The following is a 17,876-nucleotide window of genomic DNA, read 5'->3' as shown; positions in this document are numbered from 1 at the left end:
GCGAGTTCAGGGCGCGAGGCGCGTCGGGCCGCGGAAGAGGAACGTCACCTCGCGAATCGACGACTCGCCCAGCATCAGCATCAGCACGCGGGCAAGGCCCATGCCGAACCCGCCGTGCGGCGGCGCGCCGTAGCGGAAGAAGTCGAGGTAGAAGCCGAGGTGCTCGGGGTCGAGGCCCTTCTCGCGCGCTTGCGCCTCGAGGATGTCGACCCGGTGCTCGCGCTGCGCGCCGGTCGTGATCTCGACGCCCTTGTAGAGCAGGTCGTACGACTTCGTGAGCCCCGTCTCGTCGTCGCGCATGTGGTAGAACGCCCGAATCTCGGGGTGGTAGTCGGTGATGAACACGAACTCGTGGCCGAACGCCTCCTGCACGTGCGCCGAGATCTGGCGCTCTCCCTCCGGGTCGAGGTCGCCGTCGGCGCGCGGGATCTCGTAGCCGCGCGCGGCCACGATCTCGCGGGCCTCGGCGAGCGGGATGCGCGGGAACGGGATGGCGGGCACCACGACCTCGAGGCCGAACAGCTCCTCGATCTCGGCGCCGTGCTTGTCTTTCACGGCCTGGAACGCGTGCTGCAGCAGCTCTTCCTGCATCGTCGCGACGTCCTCGTGCGAATCGATCCAGCTGATCTCCGCGTCGATCGAGGTGTACTCCGTGGCGTGCCGCGACGTGAAGCTCGGGTCGGCGCGGTAGACGTCGCCGATCTCGAAGATCTTGCCGAAGCCCGCCGACTGCGCCATCTGCTTGAAGAACTGCGGGCTCTGGGCGAGGTAGGCCGTCTTGTCTTCGAAGTAGTCGAGCGAGAACAGCTCCGCGTTCGACTCCGACGCCGAGGCCATGAGCTTGGGGGAGTGGATCTCGATGTAGTCGCGGTCGATCCAGTACTGCCGCATCGCGTGCTCGAGGGTCGTCTGCACGCGGAAGACAAGGTTGTTGCGGCGCTGGCGCAGGTCGAGGAAGCGCCAGTCCATGCGCTTGTCGAGGCCGGAGTCGGCGGCGATCGGGGTCTCTGGCAGCGCCGCCGCCGCGATCTCCAGCGAGCCGACCTTGATCTCGACGCCGCCGAGCTTCACTCGCTCGTCGTGCTTGAGGGCGCCGTGCACCGTGAGGAACGTGCCGGTGGCGAGGTTCGAGATCGTGTCGGTCAGCGCGAGCGCGGCTTGCGCCGCGGCATCCGCGTTCGCGTTCGCGTCCCCGTCCCCTGAGCCTGTCGAAGGGCGCGTCGCCGGGTTCACCAGCTGCACGGCTCCGGTCTCGTCGCGGAGGATGACGAACTGCACCTTCTTCTGGTCGCGGACGGTCTCCACCCATCCCGACACCGAGACGGGCCCGTCTTGGCGGGTCTGCAACTGCTGGACGAGGACGCGTTCACTCACGAGGGTCAAGCCTATCCTCGCAGCGACGCGTCGACGGCGGCGGTGAGCGCCAGGAACCGGGGGTTGCGGGCGAGGTCGTCGAGCAGGACGGCGCGCCCCTCCGCGTCGGCGAGCGGCACCTGCCAGTTCGGGTACTCCCGGTGCGTGCCCGGCTGGTTCTGTGCGCGGCGCTCGCCGACGGCATCCACCAACGCCACCCCGAGCAGGCGCGCCGGCGACTGCGCCAGCCACGCGTGCAAGCCGGCCACGATCTCCTCCTCGTCGGGCTCGGCGCCGGGCGAGACCAGCCCGCGCTCGCGCAGCAGGCCGACCATCGTGTCCCGCTCGCGCCGCGCGCTCTCGCGGGCCTCGACGAGCGGCTCTTCGAGCACGCCGAGGCGGGCGCGCAGCTCGACGTGCTCGCCCGCGAGGTAGCCCGCCGTCGGCGGCAGATCGTGCGTGTTGACGGTCGCCAGCACGCTCTGCCGGTAGCGCTCGGGGGCCAGCGGCGCGCCATCAGCGTGCTCGAACCACAGCACGGACGTGCCGAGGATGCCGCGGGCGGCGAGGTAGTCGCGCACCCACGGCTCGACGTTGCCGAGGTCCTCGCCGATCACGACAGCCCCCGCTCGGTGCGCCTCCAGCGCGAGCACGCCGATCATCGCCTCGTGGTCGTAGCGCACGTAGGTCCCGGCGCTCGCGCCGAGCCCGTCAGGGATCCACCACAGCCGGAACAGGCCCATGATGTGGTCGATCCGCAGCGCGCCGGCGTGCCGCAGCAGCCCGCGCAACAGGTCGCGCAGCGGCGCGTACGCCGAGCGGGCGAGGGCGTCGGGCAGCCACGGCGGCTGGCTCCAGTTCTGCCCCTGCTGGTTGTACATGTCCGGTGGCGCGCCCACCGACGCCCCGGCCGCGAACGTGTCCGGCCGCGACCACGTGTCGGAGCCGAGCGGGTGCACGCCGACGGCGAGGTCGTGCATGATCCCGATGCGCATACCGGCGCCCGTGGCGGACGCCTGCGCCGCGGCGAGCTGCTCGTCGGCGACCCACTGCAGCCACGAGTAGAACTCGACGCGCTCTGCCGAGGGCTCGGGCGCGGACTCCGCCGCGTCGAGCTCTTGCAGCGCGCACCACAGCGCGAAGTCGGCGAGCGCCTGGCCCTCGCGCGCGGCGAACTCCGCGAACGCGCGCTGGCGGTCGGCGTCGCGCGGCACGAGGAACACCGCCTCCAGGGCTTCCCGCTTGGCCGTCCACGACGCGTCCCGGTCGATGTGCGAGGCGTCGGCGTTGCTCGCGGCGACGCGCGCGTGCGCACGCTCGACGCGAGCGCGGGCGTCGGCGTCGAGGCGCGCGGCCTCGGGGATGTCTTCCGGCCGGAGGTACAGTGCCGCCACGAACCGGCGGGTGGCCGGCAGGTACGGCGACGGCTCGATCGGCGACGTGACTTCGGCCGCGTGGATCGGGTTCACGAGCAAGAAGTCGGCGCCCCGCTGGCCGGACACGGCGGCGAGCTCGCCCAGGTCGGCGAAGTCGCCGATGCCCCACGAGCCGCGCGAGCGCACCGAGTAGAGCTGGGCCATGACGCCCCACGCGCGGCCGCCGTTGCCGGGGCGCGACGGCGGGTCGGGTAGGCGGTTGGGCGTGACGACGAGCACGCAGTCATCCCGTCGGCTCTCCGCTCCGTCGTGCCCGCGCTCGACGGCGTGCAGCCGGTGCCAGCCGAGAGGGAGGTCGGCGGGCAGCGGAACGCGCACCCGCCACACGGTCGCGTCGTCGAGCGTGCGGGAGGCGGCATCCTGGTCGGGGATGCCGAGCGCCCGCCGCGTGCCGTCCTCGAGTTCGACCTCCACCGAGACGTCGTGGCCGTCGGCGACCGACACGAACACGTCGCCCGACCCCTCGCGCACGACGAGCGACGGGGGCAGCAGCGCGCGCCACGGCCCGTCGTGTGCCGCGCGCAGCGCGGTGTCGATCTCGGCGTCTGTCGAGGCGGCGACGCCCATCGCGCCGAGCACCGCGCGCAGGGTCGACGCGGGCACCCGCACGTGCTCGCCGTAGAACGACCAGTAGGCGGTCGAGACGCCGTGGGCCTCGGCGAGCTCGGCGAGGGCGGCGCTCGCCTCGTCGGCGGTGGACTCGTGCATGGTTCCTCCTGAGACGTCCATCCTGCCGGAACGGATGGCCCGTCGCGGACGGTTCGAGTTCTTCGGATCGATCGAGTGCGTCACGAAGCAGTAGGCGACTCGCGGTCGACGAGGCCATTCGAGTACGCCGCGATCACGAGCTGCGCCCGATCCCGGGCGCCGAGCTTGCTCAGCAGGCTGCCGACATGCGATTTCACCGTGTGGATCGTCACCGAGAGCGTGTCGGCGATCTCGGTGTTCGACAGCCCCGTTCCGACCAGTGTGAGAACCCCGGTCTCCCGCTCGGTGAGTCCATCCACGTGCGCTCGCCCCCCGCTCGCAACGCCCCGTAGACGTACTCGTCGTGCTCGAACACCGTCAAGACGATGACGCGTACGGAGCCCAGCGACGGATCGGCCGCGATGCGTCGAGTGGCCTCGATCCCGTCCTGCCCGGGCATCCGAATATCCATGAGCACAACATCCGGCCTGACCCGGCGAACCTCCTCAACCGCGGAGTCGCCGTTCCGCGTCGTCTGCGAGGGTCGCCGTCGCAGCCCGCACCGTGATCAGTCCGAGACCGTGGGATGCGAGGTCGTGCAGATCCCGAGCGATCCGCAGTCGTTCCGCTTGCGTCGCCTGTTCGCGCGCCCATGCCTCGATGCGCTGCTCGACGGCGCGACGCTGTCGTCGCGCGCGTCTCGCGCGACGCTCGATCCATGCTCACGTTCGACCGCGTTTCCAGGCGTCGCGGATCCCGCGACATCCTCTCCGACATCACCTTCGCAGCTCTCCCCGGACGGGTGACCGGCCTCATGCTCGACGGTTCGGGAGCGCATCGCGCCCGCACGGGTCGGGCGCACCTGCGTTGGATCGCGCGTTCCGCCGGCATCGGGAATGTTCGCGTCGAGGAAGCGCTCGACCTGGTCGGCCTCACTGCAGCGGCGAACAAGCGGGTCAAGACGTACTCGCTCGGCATGGGGCGGCGCTTGGGGCGGGCAGCGGCGCTGCTCGCCGACCCCGAAGCGCTCGTGCTCGACGAGCCGGTGAACGGCCTCGACCCCGAGGACATTCGCTGGGTCCGGACTCTTCTGCGCGAGCGTGCCGACAACGGACGCACGGTGCTGCTGTCATCGCACCTCTTGGGAGAGCTTGCCACGATCGTCGACGATGCCGTCGTGATCCACGGCGGACGGATCGTCGCAAACGGCACGTTGCCCGCGGTGGTGGGAGGCCATCGTGATCTCGAAGACGCGTTCTTCGCCCTCACCGGTGAGCGGGGCGCTCGATGAGGGCACTGCGTGCGGAGGTGTCGAAGCTCGTCTCCCTGCCGGTCGTCTGGTTCTCGTGTGCGGTCGGACTCGTCGCGCCGACGGGGCTTGCCGCGCTCGTCTGCCTCACGACCGCCCTCACCCCCGACGCGGGCTTCAACGAACTCGCCATCGCCTACTGGGTGCTGATGGCGCTGCTGGGCTTCGGGCTCACCGTGCTGACACGCAATGGGATCGTCCCGATGGCCGTTCTCGTCATGATCTTCTCCGCGGTGTCGGTGACGTACCTGCTCTCGCAGCGCTTTCCGGCGGCCAACTACTTGCCCGACCTTGCCGGCATGCGCATGTTCACCGCCTTTCGCGGCGACGTGGTGATCGCCCCGGCGGTGGGCGGACTATGTCTTCGGTGTTGTTGCCGCCTGCTCCGAGCACGTGGGCGGGCAGATCAGAACAACGCTGATTGCGGTTCCGCACCGCGGCCTTCAACGTTTCGCCGCGACCGTCGCTCTCGTCGTCGTCGCGCTTCCCTTCTCCGCAGCAACGGTGCTCGCGCCGATCGGGATCACGTTTCTCGTCCTCGGAGAGAGTGCGGCATCGACTCTGACGACGGTCGTCGTCAGAGGCATCCTCAGTGCCACCGTGTGCCTCGTGCTCATGGTGGTCTTCTCAGCCGCGCTCGGCAGCATCACGCGACGCGCGCTTCCCATGGCGGGAGCGATCGTGCTCTATCTCATGGCGGCCAGCCCGCTGCTGCTCGACCAGCTGCTCGCGGCCTATGTCCCGGCGTTCGTCATCGCCTGCCAGCGGGATGCCTGAGCGGTCGGGCGCTTTTGCGGGGGGCTGTGTTCCTCCACAGGGCGCTCTCGGAGCGCTCTATCCACAGGCGCTTTTTCAGCCCGTGACCTGGGACGTGAATGTCGTACCCCCTCTCCAGAATGGGAGTATGGAAAGCATCGCCGACACGCTCAGCGACCTCCACGCGCGGGTGGCAGAGGTCATCGGCGAGACGCTTCGCTCACACGCTGTCCACTACTCGAGCGATGACGAGCTCGCCAGCGCGGTGGCTCGGGCGGGCGACCTGGTGCGCGAGGTCGAGGCGCTCTTGGTCGAGAGCGTCGCCGAACTCGCCGAGCGGTCGCGGGCGCTGTCCCGTGACGCGCGGCTCACCACGCGTGTGGGCTGCCACAACGTCAACGAGCTCGTTCAACGCCTCACGCGCTGTTCTCCGCAAACGGCCGGCCGGCTCGAGCGCGCCGCCAAGGCCGTGGCTCCGGAGTGGGACCCGATCACGGCAGAGGAGCGGCCTGCGAAACTGCCCGCGATGCGAGACGCGATGCTCGACGGCGAGGTCGGGGTGGACGGAGTGCTCGCCGTCGCGGGGCCGCTGTTGGCCATGCGCGACCGCGTCGCCCGCGACAAAGTGCTGCTGGCTGACGAGGTGCTCGCGGCGGCCGCGCGCGGCGAGGGGCCGGATGCCGCGCCTCCGGCGTGCGCCGACCTCCTCAAGCTCCAGGCGCAGGTGTGGACGGCAGCACTCGACCCCGACGGCTCCGAACCGCGCGACAAAGACTCCGCCTTTCGGCGCGGAGTGCGGCTCGGGCGCGTCAAAGATGGCGTCGTTCCGCTGTACGGAAGCCTTCTGCCCGAGGTGGCCGCGCAGATGCAGCGCATCTTCGACGCGGTCTGCTCGCCCTACGTCGACGACTCGCGCGGGGTGCGGTTCACCGACCTCGGCACGCGTGCCGCGGGCGACGATCTGGCGGCGCTCGACGAGCGCACGCACCCGCAGAAGCAGCACGACGCGTTGGCCACCGCGCTCTTCGCGGCTGCCGCGTGCGGCGAACTGCCCACGCTGGGCGGTGCCGCTCCCACGCTTGTCGTCACGGCGCGCGCCGAAGATCTCGCGCGTGGCGAGGGCTGGGCGTTCCTCGAGGGATGCGATGAGCCGGTGTCGCTTCACGTCGCCACTCACATCGCGTGCGGCGGCGTGCTGCAACGGCTCGTCCAGGGCGACAACGGCAAGATCGTGCGACTCGGCACCGAGGAGCGCACGTTCAATCGGCATCAACGGCGGGCGATCGCCGCCCGCGATGGCGGATGCATCATCCCCGGCTGCGGCGTGCCCGCGGCCTGGTGCGAAGTGCATCACGTGGTGGACCACGCCAAGGGCGGCCCCACCCACACGGACAACGGAGTCTTGCTGTGCTGGGCGCACCACCGATTCATCGACACAGGCCCGTGGGATATCCGCATGAACCGCGGCGTCCCAGAGGTCCGAGCACCTGTGTGGTTCGACCGCTCCGGCCGCTGGAGGCGCACCACGAAGTCGCGCACGCGGATGCTGAGCCTCATGGTCCGGCGGACGTGACGTGCGGGCCGTCAAGAAGCCGACGCTACAGCGCAAGCGTCATCCAGATGCTGTCCCCGCGCGTGGGGTCGGGGTCGCGCAGCCCGCGTAGACTGGCCCGGTGTCCGCCGACCGCCTCCATCTCGTGCGCCACGGGGAGGTTTTCAACCCGCAGCGCGTGCTGTACGGACGGCTGCCGGGCTACCGGCTGAGTGAGGACGGGCGACGGATGGCGCGTGCCGCCGCCGAGCACGTGCGCGACACGGGGCGGCCGGTGACGCGCCTCGTCGCCTCGCCGCTGCAGCGCACGCGCGAGTCGGCCGAGCCGTTCACCGAGTTGTTCGGCCTCGAGCCGGTCATCGACGAGCGTGTCATCGAGCCAGCCAACCAGTTCGAGGGAACGCGCATGAAGCGCGCCCTGCTCAATCCCCTCAACTGGTGGCGGCTGCGCCGGCCGAGCGTGCCGAGCTGGGGCGAGCCGTACGCGTCGATCGCGGCGCGCATGCGCGAGGCGATGGATGCCGCGTGGGACGCCGTCGACGGCGGAGACGCCGTGGTCGTGTCGCACCAGGCGCCGATCTGGATCACCCACCTCGCCGTGGCCCGCGAGCCGCTGCGGCACGACCCGCGCCGCCGCCGCTGCGCGCTGTCGAGCGTCACGAGCTTCGAGCGCCTCGAGAACCGCGAGTGGGTCGAGGTCGGCTACGCGGCGCCCGCCGCCACCGCGAGCGCCGTCGACGTGGGGGCGGTGTGATGCGCGCGCGGGGGCTCAAGGCCGCATCCCTCGTCCTCGTCGCGGGCCTCGTGACGGGGCTCGCCGCGTGCGCTCAAGACCCGCTCGCCGCCGAGTACCGCGAGGGCAGCAACAAGGGGTTCGTGGCGGGCGAGTTCCGGGTCGTCGACGTTCCCGAGGCCGAGCGCGGCGAGCCGATCGTGTTCGAAGGAACGACCGAGGCGGGCAAGCGCGTCTCGCAGGCCGACTACGCCGGCGACGTGCTCGTCGTGAACTTTTGGTACGCCGCATGCGGACCGTGCCGCGCGGAGGCGGATCAGCTCGAGGCCGTGCACCAGGAGTACGCCGACCAGGGTGTGAGCTTCCTCGGCGTCAACATCTACGACCAGCCCGAGACTGCCGCGGCGTTCGCGAAGACGTACTCGGTCACCTATCCGAGCCTCATCGCGATCGACGACCCGCAGCTGACGCTCGCCTTCGCCGACTCCGCGCCGCTCACGGCCGTGCCGGTGACGCTCGTGCTCGACCGGAAGGGCCGGGTCGCCGCACGCATCATCTCCGAGGTCGAGGAGGCGTCGATCCTGTCCACGCTCGTGCGCGAGACTCTCGCGGAGTCGTCGTGAGCATCGAGTCGGCCGTCGCCGGCGGGGCGCTGTGGATCGCGATCCCGATCGCGATCGCCGCGGGGCTGCTGTCGTTCCTCTCGCCGTGCGTGCTGCCCCTTGTGCCCGGCTACCTCGGGTTCATCGGCGGCGCCGTCGCGACGCGGCCTGCTGTGCGTCCCACGCGGGGCCGGCTGCTCGTGGGCGTTGTGCTCTTCGTCGCCGGTTTCACCGTGGTGTTCATGGCGCTCAACATCTTCGGCGGCACGCTCGGGCGCTTCCTTCTCGAGTACCGCGACGTGCTCACGCGCGCCATGGGCGTCGTCATCATCGGCCTCGGCCTCGTGTTCGTCGGGTTCTTCGGCGTCGCGCAGCGCATCGCGCGGCCGCGCGTGCGCAGCGGCCTGGGGCTTGCCGGCGCGCCCCTGCTCGGCCTCGCGCTCGGCCTCGGCTGGGCGCCGTGCATCGGCCCCACTCTCGCGGTGATCCTCGGCATGTCTCTCGACTCCGGATCGGCCGCGCGCGGCGCGGTGCTGGGCCTGGCGTACTCGCTCGGGCTCGGCATCCCGTTCGTCCTCATCACGCTCGGGTTCGGCTGGGCGGCCCGCTCGGTCGACTTCCTCCGCCGGCACATCCGCGCCGTGAACCTCGTCGGCGGCGCACTGCTTATCGCGCTGGGCCTGCTCATGGTCACGGGCGTGTGGGGCATGCTCATGTCGCAGCTGCAGGGGGTGGTCGGCAGTGTCCCGCTCCCGCTCTGACGTGACCGCTGACGTGACAGACCCGTTGCGCCCCGACGACCACGCCGACTCCGAGCCGGCGATCGCGCAACCCGCCCTGGGCCTTGTCGGATGGCTCCGCTGGGCGTGGCGGCAGCTCACGAGCATGCGCACGGCGCTCGTGCTGCTGCTGCTGCTCGCGATCGCCGCCGTGCCCGGATCGATCTTCCCGCAGCGCAGCGCTGACCCGAACGGCGTGACGCAGTGGCAGGCAGACAATCCCGACCTGTTCCCGGTGCTCGACAGGCTGGGTCTTTTCGACGTCTACCTGTCACCGTGGTTTTCGGCGATCTACCTGCTGCTGTTCGTGTCGCTGATCGGCTGCGTCATTCCGCGCACCAAGCACCACCTCGCCGCCCTCCGCGCCCGCCCGCCGCGCACTCCCGCGCGCCTGGGCCGGCTCGCCGACCACCGCGAGGCGCTCGTCGAGCCGGCGCCCGGTCGCGACCTCGACGCCCTCGCGCGCCGCTCGGTCGAGCTCGCCGAGCGCGAGCTGAAGCGGTCCGGCTACCGGGTCGAGCGCTACGACGGCCCGGGCGACTACTCGGTGTCGGCCGAGCGCGGCTACCTGCGCGAGACGGGCAACCTGCTCTTCCACGTCGCGCTCATCGGCGTGCTCGTCGCGGTCGGGCTCGGCGGCGGCTTCACGTACACGGGCCAGCGCGTCGTCGTGGAGGGCACGACCTTCGTCAACGCGCTCACCTACTACTCGTCGTTCAACCCCGGCCGCTTCGTCGACACGGAAAGCCTTGAACCGTACGCGCTCACACTCGACCGCTTCGACGTCACGTACCAGCCGCCGGGGACGGATGGCGCCGGCCAGGCCGGCGACTTCGTGGCGAACCTCACGACGCAGACGGTCGGCGGCACGCCGCGAGAGGATGTCGTGAAGGTCAACGAGCCGCTCGCGATCGGCGCCGACCGGGTCTACCTGATGGGCAACGGCTACGCGCCGACCGTCACGATCCGCGACGCCGACGGTGAGATCGTGTTCCACGACGCTGTGCCCTTCCTGCCGCAGGACACGCGGCTCACCTCGATTGGCGTCGTCAAGGTGCCCGACGGCCTGCCCGAGCAGCTCGGCCTCGTCGGGTTCTTCTACCCGACGGCGCAGCGGCTCGACTCGGGCGCGCTGACGTCGGTGTTCCCCGACCTCGTCTACCCCGTGCTCACGTTCAACGTGTTCTCCGGCGACCTCGGCATCGACGACGGCACGCCGCGGTCGGTGTACGCCCTGGAGACGACGGGGATGACGCAACTGGCCGGCGGCGACACCGGCGTCGACGCGATCGAGCTCAAGCCGGGCGAGACCGCCGACCTGCCGAAGGGCCTCGGCACGATCACGTTCGACAACACCGCGCCGGCCGGCTCTGACGGCTACGAGCAGTCGGTGAAGCGGTTCGCGTCGCTGTCGATCCACCACGACGCGGCGGGACCGTGGGTGCTGCCGTTTGCGCTCCTCGCGCTCGGCGGCCTGCTGCTCGCGTTGTTCGTGCCGCGCCGACGCTTGTGGGTGCGGGCGGATGCCGCAGGCTCGGCGCTGCGGATCGAGTACGCCGGGCTCGCCCGCGGCGATGACCCGACCCTCGGCGCCGCCGTGGACCAGCTCGCCGCCCGGCACGCGAGCGCTCTCGACGGGGAACTGCGCTGAGGAGCGCCGAGCGTAGACTGTGGCCGTGCCCGCCTCGCTGACGCTCGACGACGTCTCGATCCTGTTCGTGTGGACAGCGATCGCGATCTACGCGCTCGCGTTCGTCGCGTACACGCTCGACCTGTCGAAGCGCTCGGTGCTCGCGGTCGCCGCGCGCGACGTCGAGGAGCGCGAGTTGGTGGGGGTGGGCGCGGGCGGGCGCAATGTAGTCGTGCTCTCGGCCTCTGAGCCTGTCGAAGGGCCGCCCCCGCGCTACGTGTGGGCGCGCATCGGCACGTCGCTGACGGTGCTGGCCCTCCTCTTCCACGTCGGCGCCGACGTGCTGCGCGGCATCGCGGCCGGGCGTGTGCCGTGGTCGAACATGTACGAGTTCTCACTCACCGGCACGATGCTCATCGTCGCGGTGTTCCTCGGGGTGCTGTTCCGCTACGACCTGCGCTTCCTCGGGGTCTTCGTGACGGGGCTCGTGCTGCTGCTGCTCGGCGGCGCCACTCTCGCGTTCTACGTCGACGTCGTGCCGCTCATGGACCCGCTGAAGTCGGTGTGGCTGGTGGTGCACGTGTTCGTGGCGTCCCTCGGCACGGCGTTCTTCGCGCTCGCGTTCGCGCTCTCGGTGCTCCAGCTCATGCAGTCCCGGCGCGAGCACCGCGTCGCGGCGGCCGTCGCGAACCCCGGCCCGCGGTTCCTGCGCACGCTGCCGACCGCCGACGCCCTCGAGTCGCTCGCGTACCGCTTCGCGATCATCGGCTTCATCTTCTGGACGTTCACGCTCATCGCGGGCTCCATCTGGGCCAACGACGCGTGGGGCCGGTACTGGGGCTTTGACACGAAGGAAGTCTGGACGTTCGTCATCTGGGTGCTCTACGCCGGCTACATCCACGCGCGCGCCACGCGCGGCTGGCGCGGCACGCGCTCGGCGTGGCTCGCGATTATCGGCTTCTCGGCCGTCATGTTCAACTTCACGATCGTGAACATGTTCTTCAAGGGCCTGCACGCCTACTCCGGCCTGAGCTGACCCGGCGCGCGCCGCGCGGGTCACGCCACGAGCGGCGTCGGCTCCAGCAGCGCGCGCGGAGACACCGTGCGGCGTCGGGCGACGGCGACCGTGGTCACGGCGAACGCGAGCGCTCCCCAGATCGCGAGGCCGGCGATGCCCGCGCCCACGCCGCCCGCCGGGGTCAGCGCGCCGACCATCGCGGAGTAGGCCGGAGCGGTCGGCAGCAGGCTCGCGAGCGAGGTGAGCGCGCCCGGCGAGGTCGACACGATCTCGGTCGCCACCGCGAGCACGCCCACGACCGCGGCGACCCAGCGGCCCGCGCCGCCGAGCACGGCCACCAGCGCTTGGTTCACAGCCGCGAACGCGACGCCGGCGAGCACGCACAGCAGGGCGAACTGCGCCCACTCCGCGACGTCGTACGAGGCGGCGGCCTGCACGACGCCTGACACGAGCGCCCCCTGCGCCGCGCCGATGGCCGCAGCGGGCCACAGCGTGCGCAACGCCAGTGCCGCCGACGGGCGACGCGAGGTCAGCGCGTCGCCCGGCACGGCGCGCAGCACGACGAACGACGCGATGCCACCGACCCACAGCGCGAGCATCGCCAGCAGCGGGATCGCCGACGCGCCGAACAGGTTCGTGCCCAGTCCTGTGGTCTTCACGGGCGAGGAGAGCACGGTGGCCAGGTTGCTCGCCGACGAGTCGTCGTGCACCGGCACCGCGTCGGCCGCCTTCGCGAGGCCGTCGGCGAGCTCGTCCGTGCCGTCGGCCAGCTCGGCCACACCGTCGGCGAGCTGGTCGGCGCCGCTGGCGAGCTCGGTCGCCCCGTCGCCGAGCTGCGCGGCGCCGGAGGACAGCTGTCGTGCGCCCCCGGCCGACTGGCCAACGCCGTCGGCGAGCAGGCCCAGTCCCGACTCCATGCTGTCGACGCTCTTGGCGGCCTTTTTCAGCCCGGCGCTGGTCTGCGACATGAGCTCGGAGATGCCGCTCGCCGTCGGCGCGGCGTAGCCGGACGCCGTGCCGGCGCTCGTCGCGGCGGCCGTCGCGTCGGCGAGCAGCTCGTTCAGCCCGGCGCACAGCGCGGGGTCGGCAGGGGCGGAGGTCGCGCAGTGCTGCTGCAGCAGGCCCCCGATGCCCTCGGCGACGCCCTTCGTGTCGCTCGCGGCCTGGGCGGCGTTTCGGGCGGTGGCTTTCGCGGCATCCTTCAGGTCTTTGTTGACGACGCCCGTGGCGGCCTCGCGCAGGCCGTCGGCGAGCTTGCCCGCGCCTGAGCCTGCCTCGCGCGTCTTGCGCGCGATCGTCTTCAGCCCGCCGGCGAGCTCGCTCGCGCCGTCGCTGAGCTCGCTCGCGCCGCTCGCGAGCTGGGTCGCCCCGTCCGGCAGCTGCGCCGCGCCGTCGGCGGCGGACTGGGCTCCGTCGGCGAGCTGCTCGGCGCCGTCTGCGGCGTCGCCGAGCCGGTCGCCGAGCGTCGAGAACCCGACGAACACGTTCTCCAGGTACGTCTCGGAGAGCGTCTGGCCGAAGACGGATGCCGCGGTCTGGGTGATCGTGGCGGTGATCGCGTCGTCGACCACGAGCGCGTCTGGCGCGGTCTCGACCTCGATGGTCGCCTGCGTCGCGGTCGTGCCGTCCTGCACGGAGGTCGCCGCCGCCGAGAAGTCGCGCGGAATCGTCACGACCGCCGCGTACCGGCCGTCGGCGAGGCCGGCTGCGGCGTCGTCGGCGTTCGAGATCGTCCAGTCGAGGTTGCTCGGCACGTCGTCCGACCCCTCGACGAGCCCGGCGGTGAGCTGCCGGCCCAGCGGCACGAGCTGGTCGTCGATCGTGACGGGCTCGTCGTCGTTGACGATGGCAGCCGACATCGCGTCAAGCCGGTCGACGGGGTTGTAGAGCGCGGCGACGAGCAGTCCGCCGATGACGACCGGCAGCAGCACGACGCCGACGATCGTCACCCACGTCACGCGGCGGGCGCCCTCGATCGCTGCGGTGATGCGGTTCATACGGTCACCTCGGTGGTGTGCTCGGTGCGCAACTCGGGCGCGGAAGGTCGGAGGATGTCGTCAATGTCGGAGAATTCGGCCGGAATGCTCCGACTTCGGCGCGATTCTCCGACATTCGGGATGCGACTGGAAAGTGTGAGCGCGTCGGCATCGTTGCGATGCGCGTCGGCGAGGAGCGCTCGAGCCGGCCCGTGTGTGGATGCCACGACGGTGAGCGGGTCGCGGGCGGACGCGGCGTCTCTCAGCGCCTCGGCAACCCGGTCTCGGTCGAGGCCGTCGAGGCCGTCGAGGCCGTCGATGGCAACGATGCGGGTGCCGCGCGCCAGCGCGCGCCGCACCTCGGCGGCCGGATCGGACACGCCGTCCAGCAGCGCGACGCCGACATGGGCGCGCACCCAGTGGCCGCGGCCGGGCAGCAGGTGTCCGCCGACGCGCAGCCTCCCCGCGCTCGGCGCGAGGCGGCCCGAGACGGCGAGCAGGAAAGCCCGCGTGGCGCGCGCGTCGCCTTGCACCAGCAGGGTGCCGCCGCGGCGCACGCGGAACGCGGCATCCTCGAAGAGCACGATGGCGCCCGTGCGGCCGCCGTCGGCGCGCACGGCGACGCCGTCTCCGGCCAGCGCGTACGCCGCGGCATCCGCCGGCCAGTCGCGCAGCGTCAGCTCGCGCTCGACGGCTTCGCCTTCGATGTCGACCTTCGGCAGCATCCGTCCGAGCACGCGGGGCAGGAACCACGCTTTCTCGCCCAGCAGCGCCATCACCGCGGGCACGAGCGTCATGCGCACGAGGAACGCGTCGATGGCGATGCCGGCCGCGAGGCCGAGCGCGATGGGCTTGAGCGACGCGTCGCCTTCGGGGACGAAAGCGGCGAACACCGCGAACATGATGATCGCGGCGGCGGTGACGACGCGAGCGGATGCCGTGTAGCCCGACCGCACGGCGGCGACCGCGGTCGCCCGGCCGCGGTCGCGCGCGTGGACGTAGTCCTCGCGCATGCGCGAGACCAGGAACACCTGGTAGTCCATCGCGAGGCCGAACAGCACGCCCATCAGGATGATCGGCATGAAGCTGATGATCGGGCCGATCTTCGTGACGTGCAGGAGGTCGGCGGCAAAGCCGTGGATGAACACCGCCGAGACGATGCCGAACGCCGCTCCGACCGACAGCAGGTAGCCGGCCGCGGCGAGAACCGGCACCCAGATCGAGCGGAACACGACCGCCAGCAGGATCAGCGAGAGCCCGACCACGAACAGCGCGAACGGCAGCAGCGCCCCGCCGAGCCGATCGGAGATGTCGATCTGCACGGCGGTGAACCCGGTGACCACGAGATCGACGCCGTACTCGTCGAGGAGGCGGTCGTGCTGGGCGCGCAGCTCGCGCACGAGCTCGGCGGTGCGCGGGTCGTCGGGGCCGGTGGTCGGGATCAGCTGCACGATGCCGGTGTCGGCGGTCTCGTTCGGGGTGGCCAGCGCCACGGTCTTCACCCCGGGCAGCTGCTCGATCTCGGCGCCGATGTCCTCCATGAGGGCGACCGGGTCGGTCGAAGTGACGATTGTGCCGGTCATGATGATGGGGCCGTTGAAGCCCGCGCCGAACCGCTCGGAGACGAGGTCGTACGCGATGCGCGCCTCGCTGGAGCGCGGCTGCATGCCGGCGTTGGGCAGCGACAGCGACAGGCTCGTCGCGGGCACGGCGGCAAGCCCCAGCCCCGCCACGACGGCCACCGTGGCGACCACGGGATGCCGAGTGACCAGGCCGACCCAGCGGCTGGCGAAGCCGGTGCGTTTCGTCTGGGGCTCGGACGAAACGCCGCGCCGCCTCCACCCGACGACCCGCCCCTTCGCGAAGCCGAGGAGGGCGGGGGTGAGAGTCAGCGCGACGAGCACCGCGAGCGCCACGGCGACGGCGGCGGCGATTCCCATCGTGGTGAGGAACGGGATGTTGGCAAACGCCAGTCCGATAAGGGCGATGAGCACCGTGACCCCGGCGAACACGACCGCCGACCCCGCGGTGCCGGTCGCCCGCGCGACGGACTCCTCCGCGTCGACGCCGGCGCGCACCTGGTCTTGATGTCGCGCCACGATGAACAGCGCGTAGTCGATGCCGACGGCGAGCCCGAGCATGATTGCCAGCAGCGGCGTGGTCGAGGACACCGTGGCGAACGCCGTCGCGACGAAGATGAGCGCGATCGCGAGCGCCACGCCGATCAGCGCGCTGGCGAGGGGGAACCACGCGATCGCGAGCGAGCGGAACGTGACGATGAGCACGAACAGCGCGATGAGCACGCCGACGGCCTCGGTCAGCGACACCGACGGCACCGACATCGCGAACAGCTCGCCGCCGATGGCGACCTGAGAGCCGGACGGCAGGGCGTCCTGCAGCTCGGTCGAGATCGTCTGCAGGTCGGTCTTGGTCTGGGCCGGGATGGTGGAGGACTGCCCCTCGAACTGCAGCCGCACGATCGCGGCCCGCTCGTCGTCGGAGACCAGCCCCGAGACGAGCTCGCTGTACGGGTCGGTGACGGCGAGCACGCCGTCGAGGTCGTCGAGCCGGTCGATGGTGGCCTCGATCTCGTCGCGGAACGCCGCCTCCATCACCGTCTGCGCGTCGGGGGCGACGATGACGAACTGCGCGCTCGTGCCGCTTGCCTGCGGAAAACTGCGGCCGAGCTGGTCGAGCCCCGCCTCCGACTCGGTGCCGGGGATCGAGAACGTGTTGTCGGTTCCCTGCGCGAAGACGGCGACGCCGCCGCCGGCGATGCCGAGCAGCAGGATCCACGCCACGAGCACGCGCCAGGGATGGCGGTACGACCAGCGGCCGAGCGAGAAAAGGAGAGTGGACACGATGCCTCCGCGAGAAAAATCTCAATACACTGATGTATCCAATACAGCAATGTATCCTAGTCGGGTGACAAATGCACCACCGGTCCGCGGACGAGAGCGCACGCGCGCGCTCCTCCTCGACGCCGCGCAGGAGGTGTTCGGCGAGGTCGGGATGGATGCCGCCTCCGTCGAGCTGATCTGCGAGCGCGCCGGGTTCACCCGAGGGGCCTTCTACTCGAACTTCGAGTCGAAAGAGGAGCTGTTCTTCGCGCTCATCTCACAGCTCGCGCAGAACAAGATGGATGCCGTGGCCGGCCGCGCGCGCGAGCTCGCCGCGTCGAGCCTCGACGACCTCTCGGCGGCTGTGCGCTTCGTCGCGGGCTCGTCGCTGGACGGCGACCTCGAGCCGCGGCTGATCAGCGAGATGCGCACGCAGGCGCTGCGCGACCCGCGGCTGGGCGAGGCGTTCCTGGCCTGGCAGGACGCGATGCGCGAGCGGATCATCGAGATCATCGAGCACGTGGCCGACGCCTACGGGCTGCGTGTGCGCATGCCGATCGACTCGGCCGCGCAACTGTTGATCGATGTCTCGGAAGACACGTGCATGCGCGCGACCCTCGAGGGGTGCTCGGCGGCCGAGGTCAACGAGCGCCTCAACGCGCGGCTGGCCGAGCTCGCCGCCGTGCTGGTGGAGCCCGCTACGACCCCGTGAGCAACGCGTGGCAGCGCGCCAGCCGTGCGAGCCACCAGTCGCGCCGCTGGTCGGAGGCCGCGTGCTCGTCGACCCGGGCCGGGTCAGGCTCCACTCGGCCGGCCGCGACTTCGCCGGCGACCGGCTGCAGCGGCCGGTCGCACACGTCGGCGGCGAACAGCGACGCCGTGCCCAGCCCGCAGTCGTAGTCGAGCTCGGGCAGCGCCGCGGCCAGCGCGACCCCCATCGACAGCCCGACCGAGGTGTCCAGCGCGCTGGAGACGACCGCCGGCAGCCTCGCCTCCGCGGCGAGGGCGAGCGCGCGGCGCACGCCTCCCAGCGGCTGCGCCTTGAGCACGAGCAGGTCGGCCGCGCCCGCGCGGGCGACCGCGAGCGGGTCGGCCGCCTTGCGCACGCTCTCGTCCGCCGCGATCGGGATGCCCATGTGCGCGACGCGGCGGCGCAGCTCGGCGAGCTCGCCGAGCTGCGCGCACGGCTGCTCGACGTACTCCAG

17 protein-coding genes are annotated in these 17,876 nt (G+C 71.4%); 9 read left to right on the top strand and 8 right to left on the bottom strand.

Features of this window, described 5'->3' with window-relative positions:
• Positions 1-6: 6 nt before the first annotated feature.
• From aspS to QM611_RS01725, 5 genes are all read right to left on the bottom strand, one after another.
• Positions 7-1,374 carry an aspartate--tRNA(Asn) ligase gene (gene aspS / locus QM611_RS01745; RefSeq protein WP_415078180.1) on the bottom strand — a complete coding sequence of 456 codons (1,368 nt, stop codon included), beginning with the start codon at positions 1,372-1,374 and terminating at the stop codon, positions 7-9.
• 11 nt (positions 1,375-1,385) lie between these two features.
• Positions 1,386-3,497 carry a 4-alpha-glucanotransferase gene (malQ, locus tag QM611_RS01740; protein WP_415078179.1) on the bottom strand — a complete coding sequence of 704 codons (2,112 nt, stop codon included), beginning with the start codon at positions 3,495-3,497 and terminating at the stop codon, positions 1,386-1,388.
• A gap of 80 nt (positions 3,498-3,577) precedes the next feature.
• Positions 3,578-3,796, bottom strand: coding sequence for a response regulator transcription factor (locus QM611_RS01735; RefSeq protein WP_415078178.1), 219 nt, complete (start codon positions 3,794-3,796; stop codon positions 3,578-3,580).
• A complete protein-coding gene (locus QM611_RS01730; protein ID WP_415078177.1) occupies positions 3,706-3,954 on the bottom strand; it encodes a response regulator transcription factor in 249 nt (82 codons plus the stop codon). Before QM611_RS01730 ends, QM611_RS01735 begins: the two co-directional genes overlap by 91 nt.
• A 28-nt stretch (positions 3,955-3,982) precedes the next feature.
• Entirely contained in the window at positions 3,983-4,078 is a 96-nt protein-coding gene (locus QM611_RS01725) for a hypothetical protein (protein ID WP_415078234.1), read from the bottom strand.
• A gap of 116 nt (positions 4,079-4,194) precedes the next feature.
• Between QM611_RS01725 and QM611_RS01720 the strand changes: the two genes are divergently transcribed.
• The 8 genes from QM611_RS01720 (at position 4,195) to ccsB (ending at position 11,873) form a co-directional block, all read left to right on the top strand.
• Positions 4,195-4,767, top strand: a complete 573-nt coding sequence (locus QM611_RS01720) for an AAA family ATPase (RefSeq protein WP_415078176.1) — start codon at positions 4,195-4,197, stop codon at positions 4,765-4,767.
• A gap of 411 nt (positions 4,768-5,178) precedes the next feature.
• Positions 5,179-5,562 (top strand): hypothetical protein, encoded by a 384-nt coding sequence (locus QM611_RS01715; protein WP_415078175.1) that lies wholly within the window; start codon positions 5,179-5,181, stop codon positions 5,560-5,562.
• Between the two features lie 127 nt (positions 5,563-5,689).
• Entirely contained in the window at positions 5,690-7,114 is a 1,425-nt protein-coding gene (locus QM611_RS01710) for a DUF222 domain-containing protein (RefSeq protein WP_415078174.1), read from the top strand.
• Between the two features lie 100 nt (positions 7,115-7,214).
• Positions 7,215-7,847 carry a histidine phosphatase family protein gene (locus tag QM611_RS01705; protein WP_415078173.1) on the top strand — a complete coding sequence of 211 codons (633 nt, stop codon included), beginning with the start codon at positions 7,215-7,217 and terminating at the stop codon, positions 7,845-7,847.
• On the top strand, positions 7,847-8,449 hold the full coding sequence (locus QM611_RS01700) for a TlpA family protein disulfide reductase (protein ID WP_415078172.1): 603 nt from the start codon (positions 7,847-7,849) through the stop codon (positions 8,447-8,449). Before QM611_RS01705 ends, QM611_RS01700 begins: the two co-directional genes overlap by 1 nt.
• A complete protein-coding gene (locus QM611_RS01695) occupies positions 8,446-9,189 on the top strand; it encodes a cytochrome c biogenesis CcdA family protein (protein ID WP_415078171.1) in 744 nt (247 codons plus the stop codon). Before QM611_RS01700 ends, QM611_RS01695 begins: the two co-directional genes overlap by 4 nt.
• Entirely contained in the window at positions 9,170-10,858 is a 1,689-nt protein-coding gene (locus QM611_RS01690) for a cytochrome c biogenesis protein ResB (RefSeq protein ID WP_415078170.1), read from the top strand. Before QM611_RS01695 ends, QM611_RS01690 begins: the two co-directional genes overlap by 20 nt.
• Positions 10,859-10,877: 19 nt before the next feature.
• Positions 10,878-11,873 (top strand): c-type cytochrome biogenesis protein CcsB, encoded by a 996-nt coding sequence (gene ccsB / locus QM611_RS01685; RefSeq protein ID WP_415078169.1) that lies wholly within the window; start codon positions 10,878-10,880, stop codon positions 11,871-11,873.
• Positions 11,874-11,893: 20 nt separating this feature from the next.
• Here ccsB and QM611_RS01680 read toward each other — a convergent pair whose 3' ends face one another.
• Both QM611_RS01680 and QM611_RS01675 read right to left on the bottom strand, forming a co-directional pair.
• Positions 11,894-13,852 (bottom strand): YhgE/Pip family protein, encoded by a 1,959-nt coding sequence (locus tag QM611_RS01680; RefSeq protein WP_415078168.1) that lies wholly within the window; start codon positions 13,850-13,852, stop codon positions 11,894-11,896.
• The gene (locus QM611_RS01675) at positions 13,849-16,692 is read right to left on the bottom strand and encodes an MMPL family transporter (RefSeq protein WP_415078167.1); all 2,844 of its coding nucleotides are present in this window, start codon (positions 16,690-16,692) and stop codon (positions 13,849-13,851) included. The genes QM611_RS01680 and QM611_RS01675 overlap by 4 nt, the downstream gene beginning before the upstream one ends.
• A gap of 64 nt (positions 16,693-16,756) precedes the next feature.
• Here QM611_RS01675 and QM611_RS01670 point away from each other — a divergent pair, with 64 nt between their 5' ends.
• Positions 16,757-17,383, top strand: a complete 627-nt coding sequence (locus QM611_RS01670) for a TetR/AcrR family transcriptional regulator (protein WP_415078166.1) — start codon at positions 16,757-16,759, stop codon at positions 17,381-17,383.
• Here QM611_RS01670 and QM611_RS01665 read toward each other — a convergent pair.
• Positions 17,370-17,876: enolase C-terminal domain-like protein (locus QM611_RS01665; RefSeq protein ID WP_415078165.1), on the bottom strand; the 507-nt coding region annotated here is incomplete at its 5' end. The genes QM611_RS01670 and QM611_RS01665 overlap by 14 nt on opposite strands.

The sequence above is a fragment of the Microbacterium sp. genome (assembly GCF_047606685.1).
Classification (GTDB): domain Bacteria; phylum Actinomycetota; class Actinomycetes; order Actinomycetales; family Microbacteriaceae; genus Microbacterium.
Note: the sequence above shows the minus strand (reverse complement) of the source record. Positions and strands in the feature narration are given on the sequence as shown.

Coding starts and splice junctions, on each gene's coding strand:
- malQ (WP_415078179.1), bottom strand. CDS start 3,497: ATGCACGAGTCCACCGCCGACGAGGCGAGCGCCGCCCTCGCCGAGCTC.
- QM611_RS01720 (WP_415078176.1), top strand. CDS start 4,195: ATGCTCACGTTCGACCGCGTTTCCAGGCGTCGCGGATCCCGCGACATC.
- QM611_RS01710 (WP_415078174.1), top strand. CDS start 5,690: ATGGAAAGCATCGCCGACACGCTCAGCGACCTCCACGCGCGGGTGGCA.
- QM611_RS01700 (WP_415078172.1), top strand. CDS start 7,847: ATGCGCGCGCGGGGGCTCAAGGCCGCATCCCTCGTCCTCGTCGCGGGC.
- QM611_RS01680 (WP_415078168.1), bottom strand. CDS start 13,852: ATGAACCGCATCACCGCAGCGATCGAGGGCGCCCGCCGCGTGACGTGG.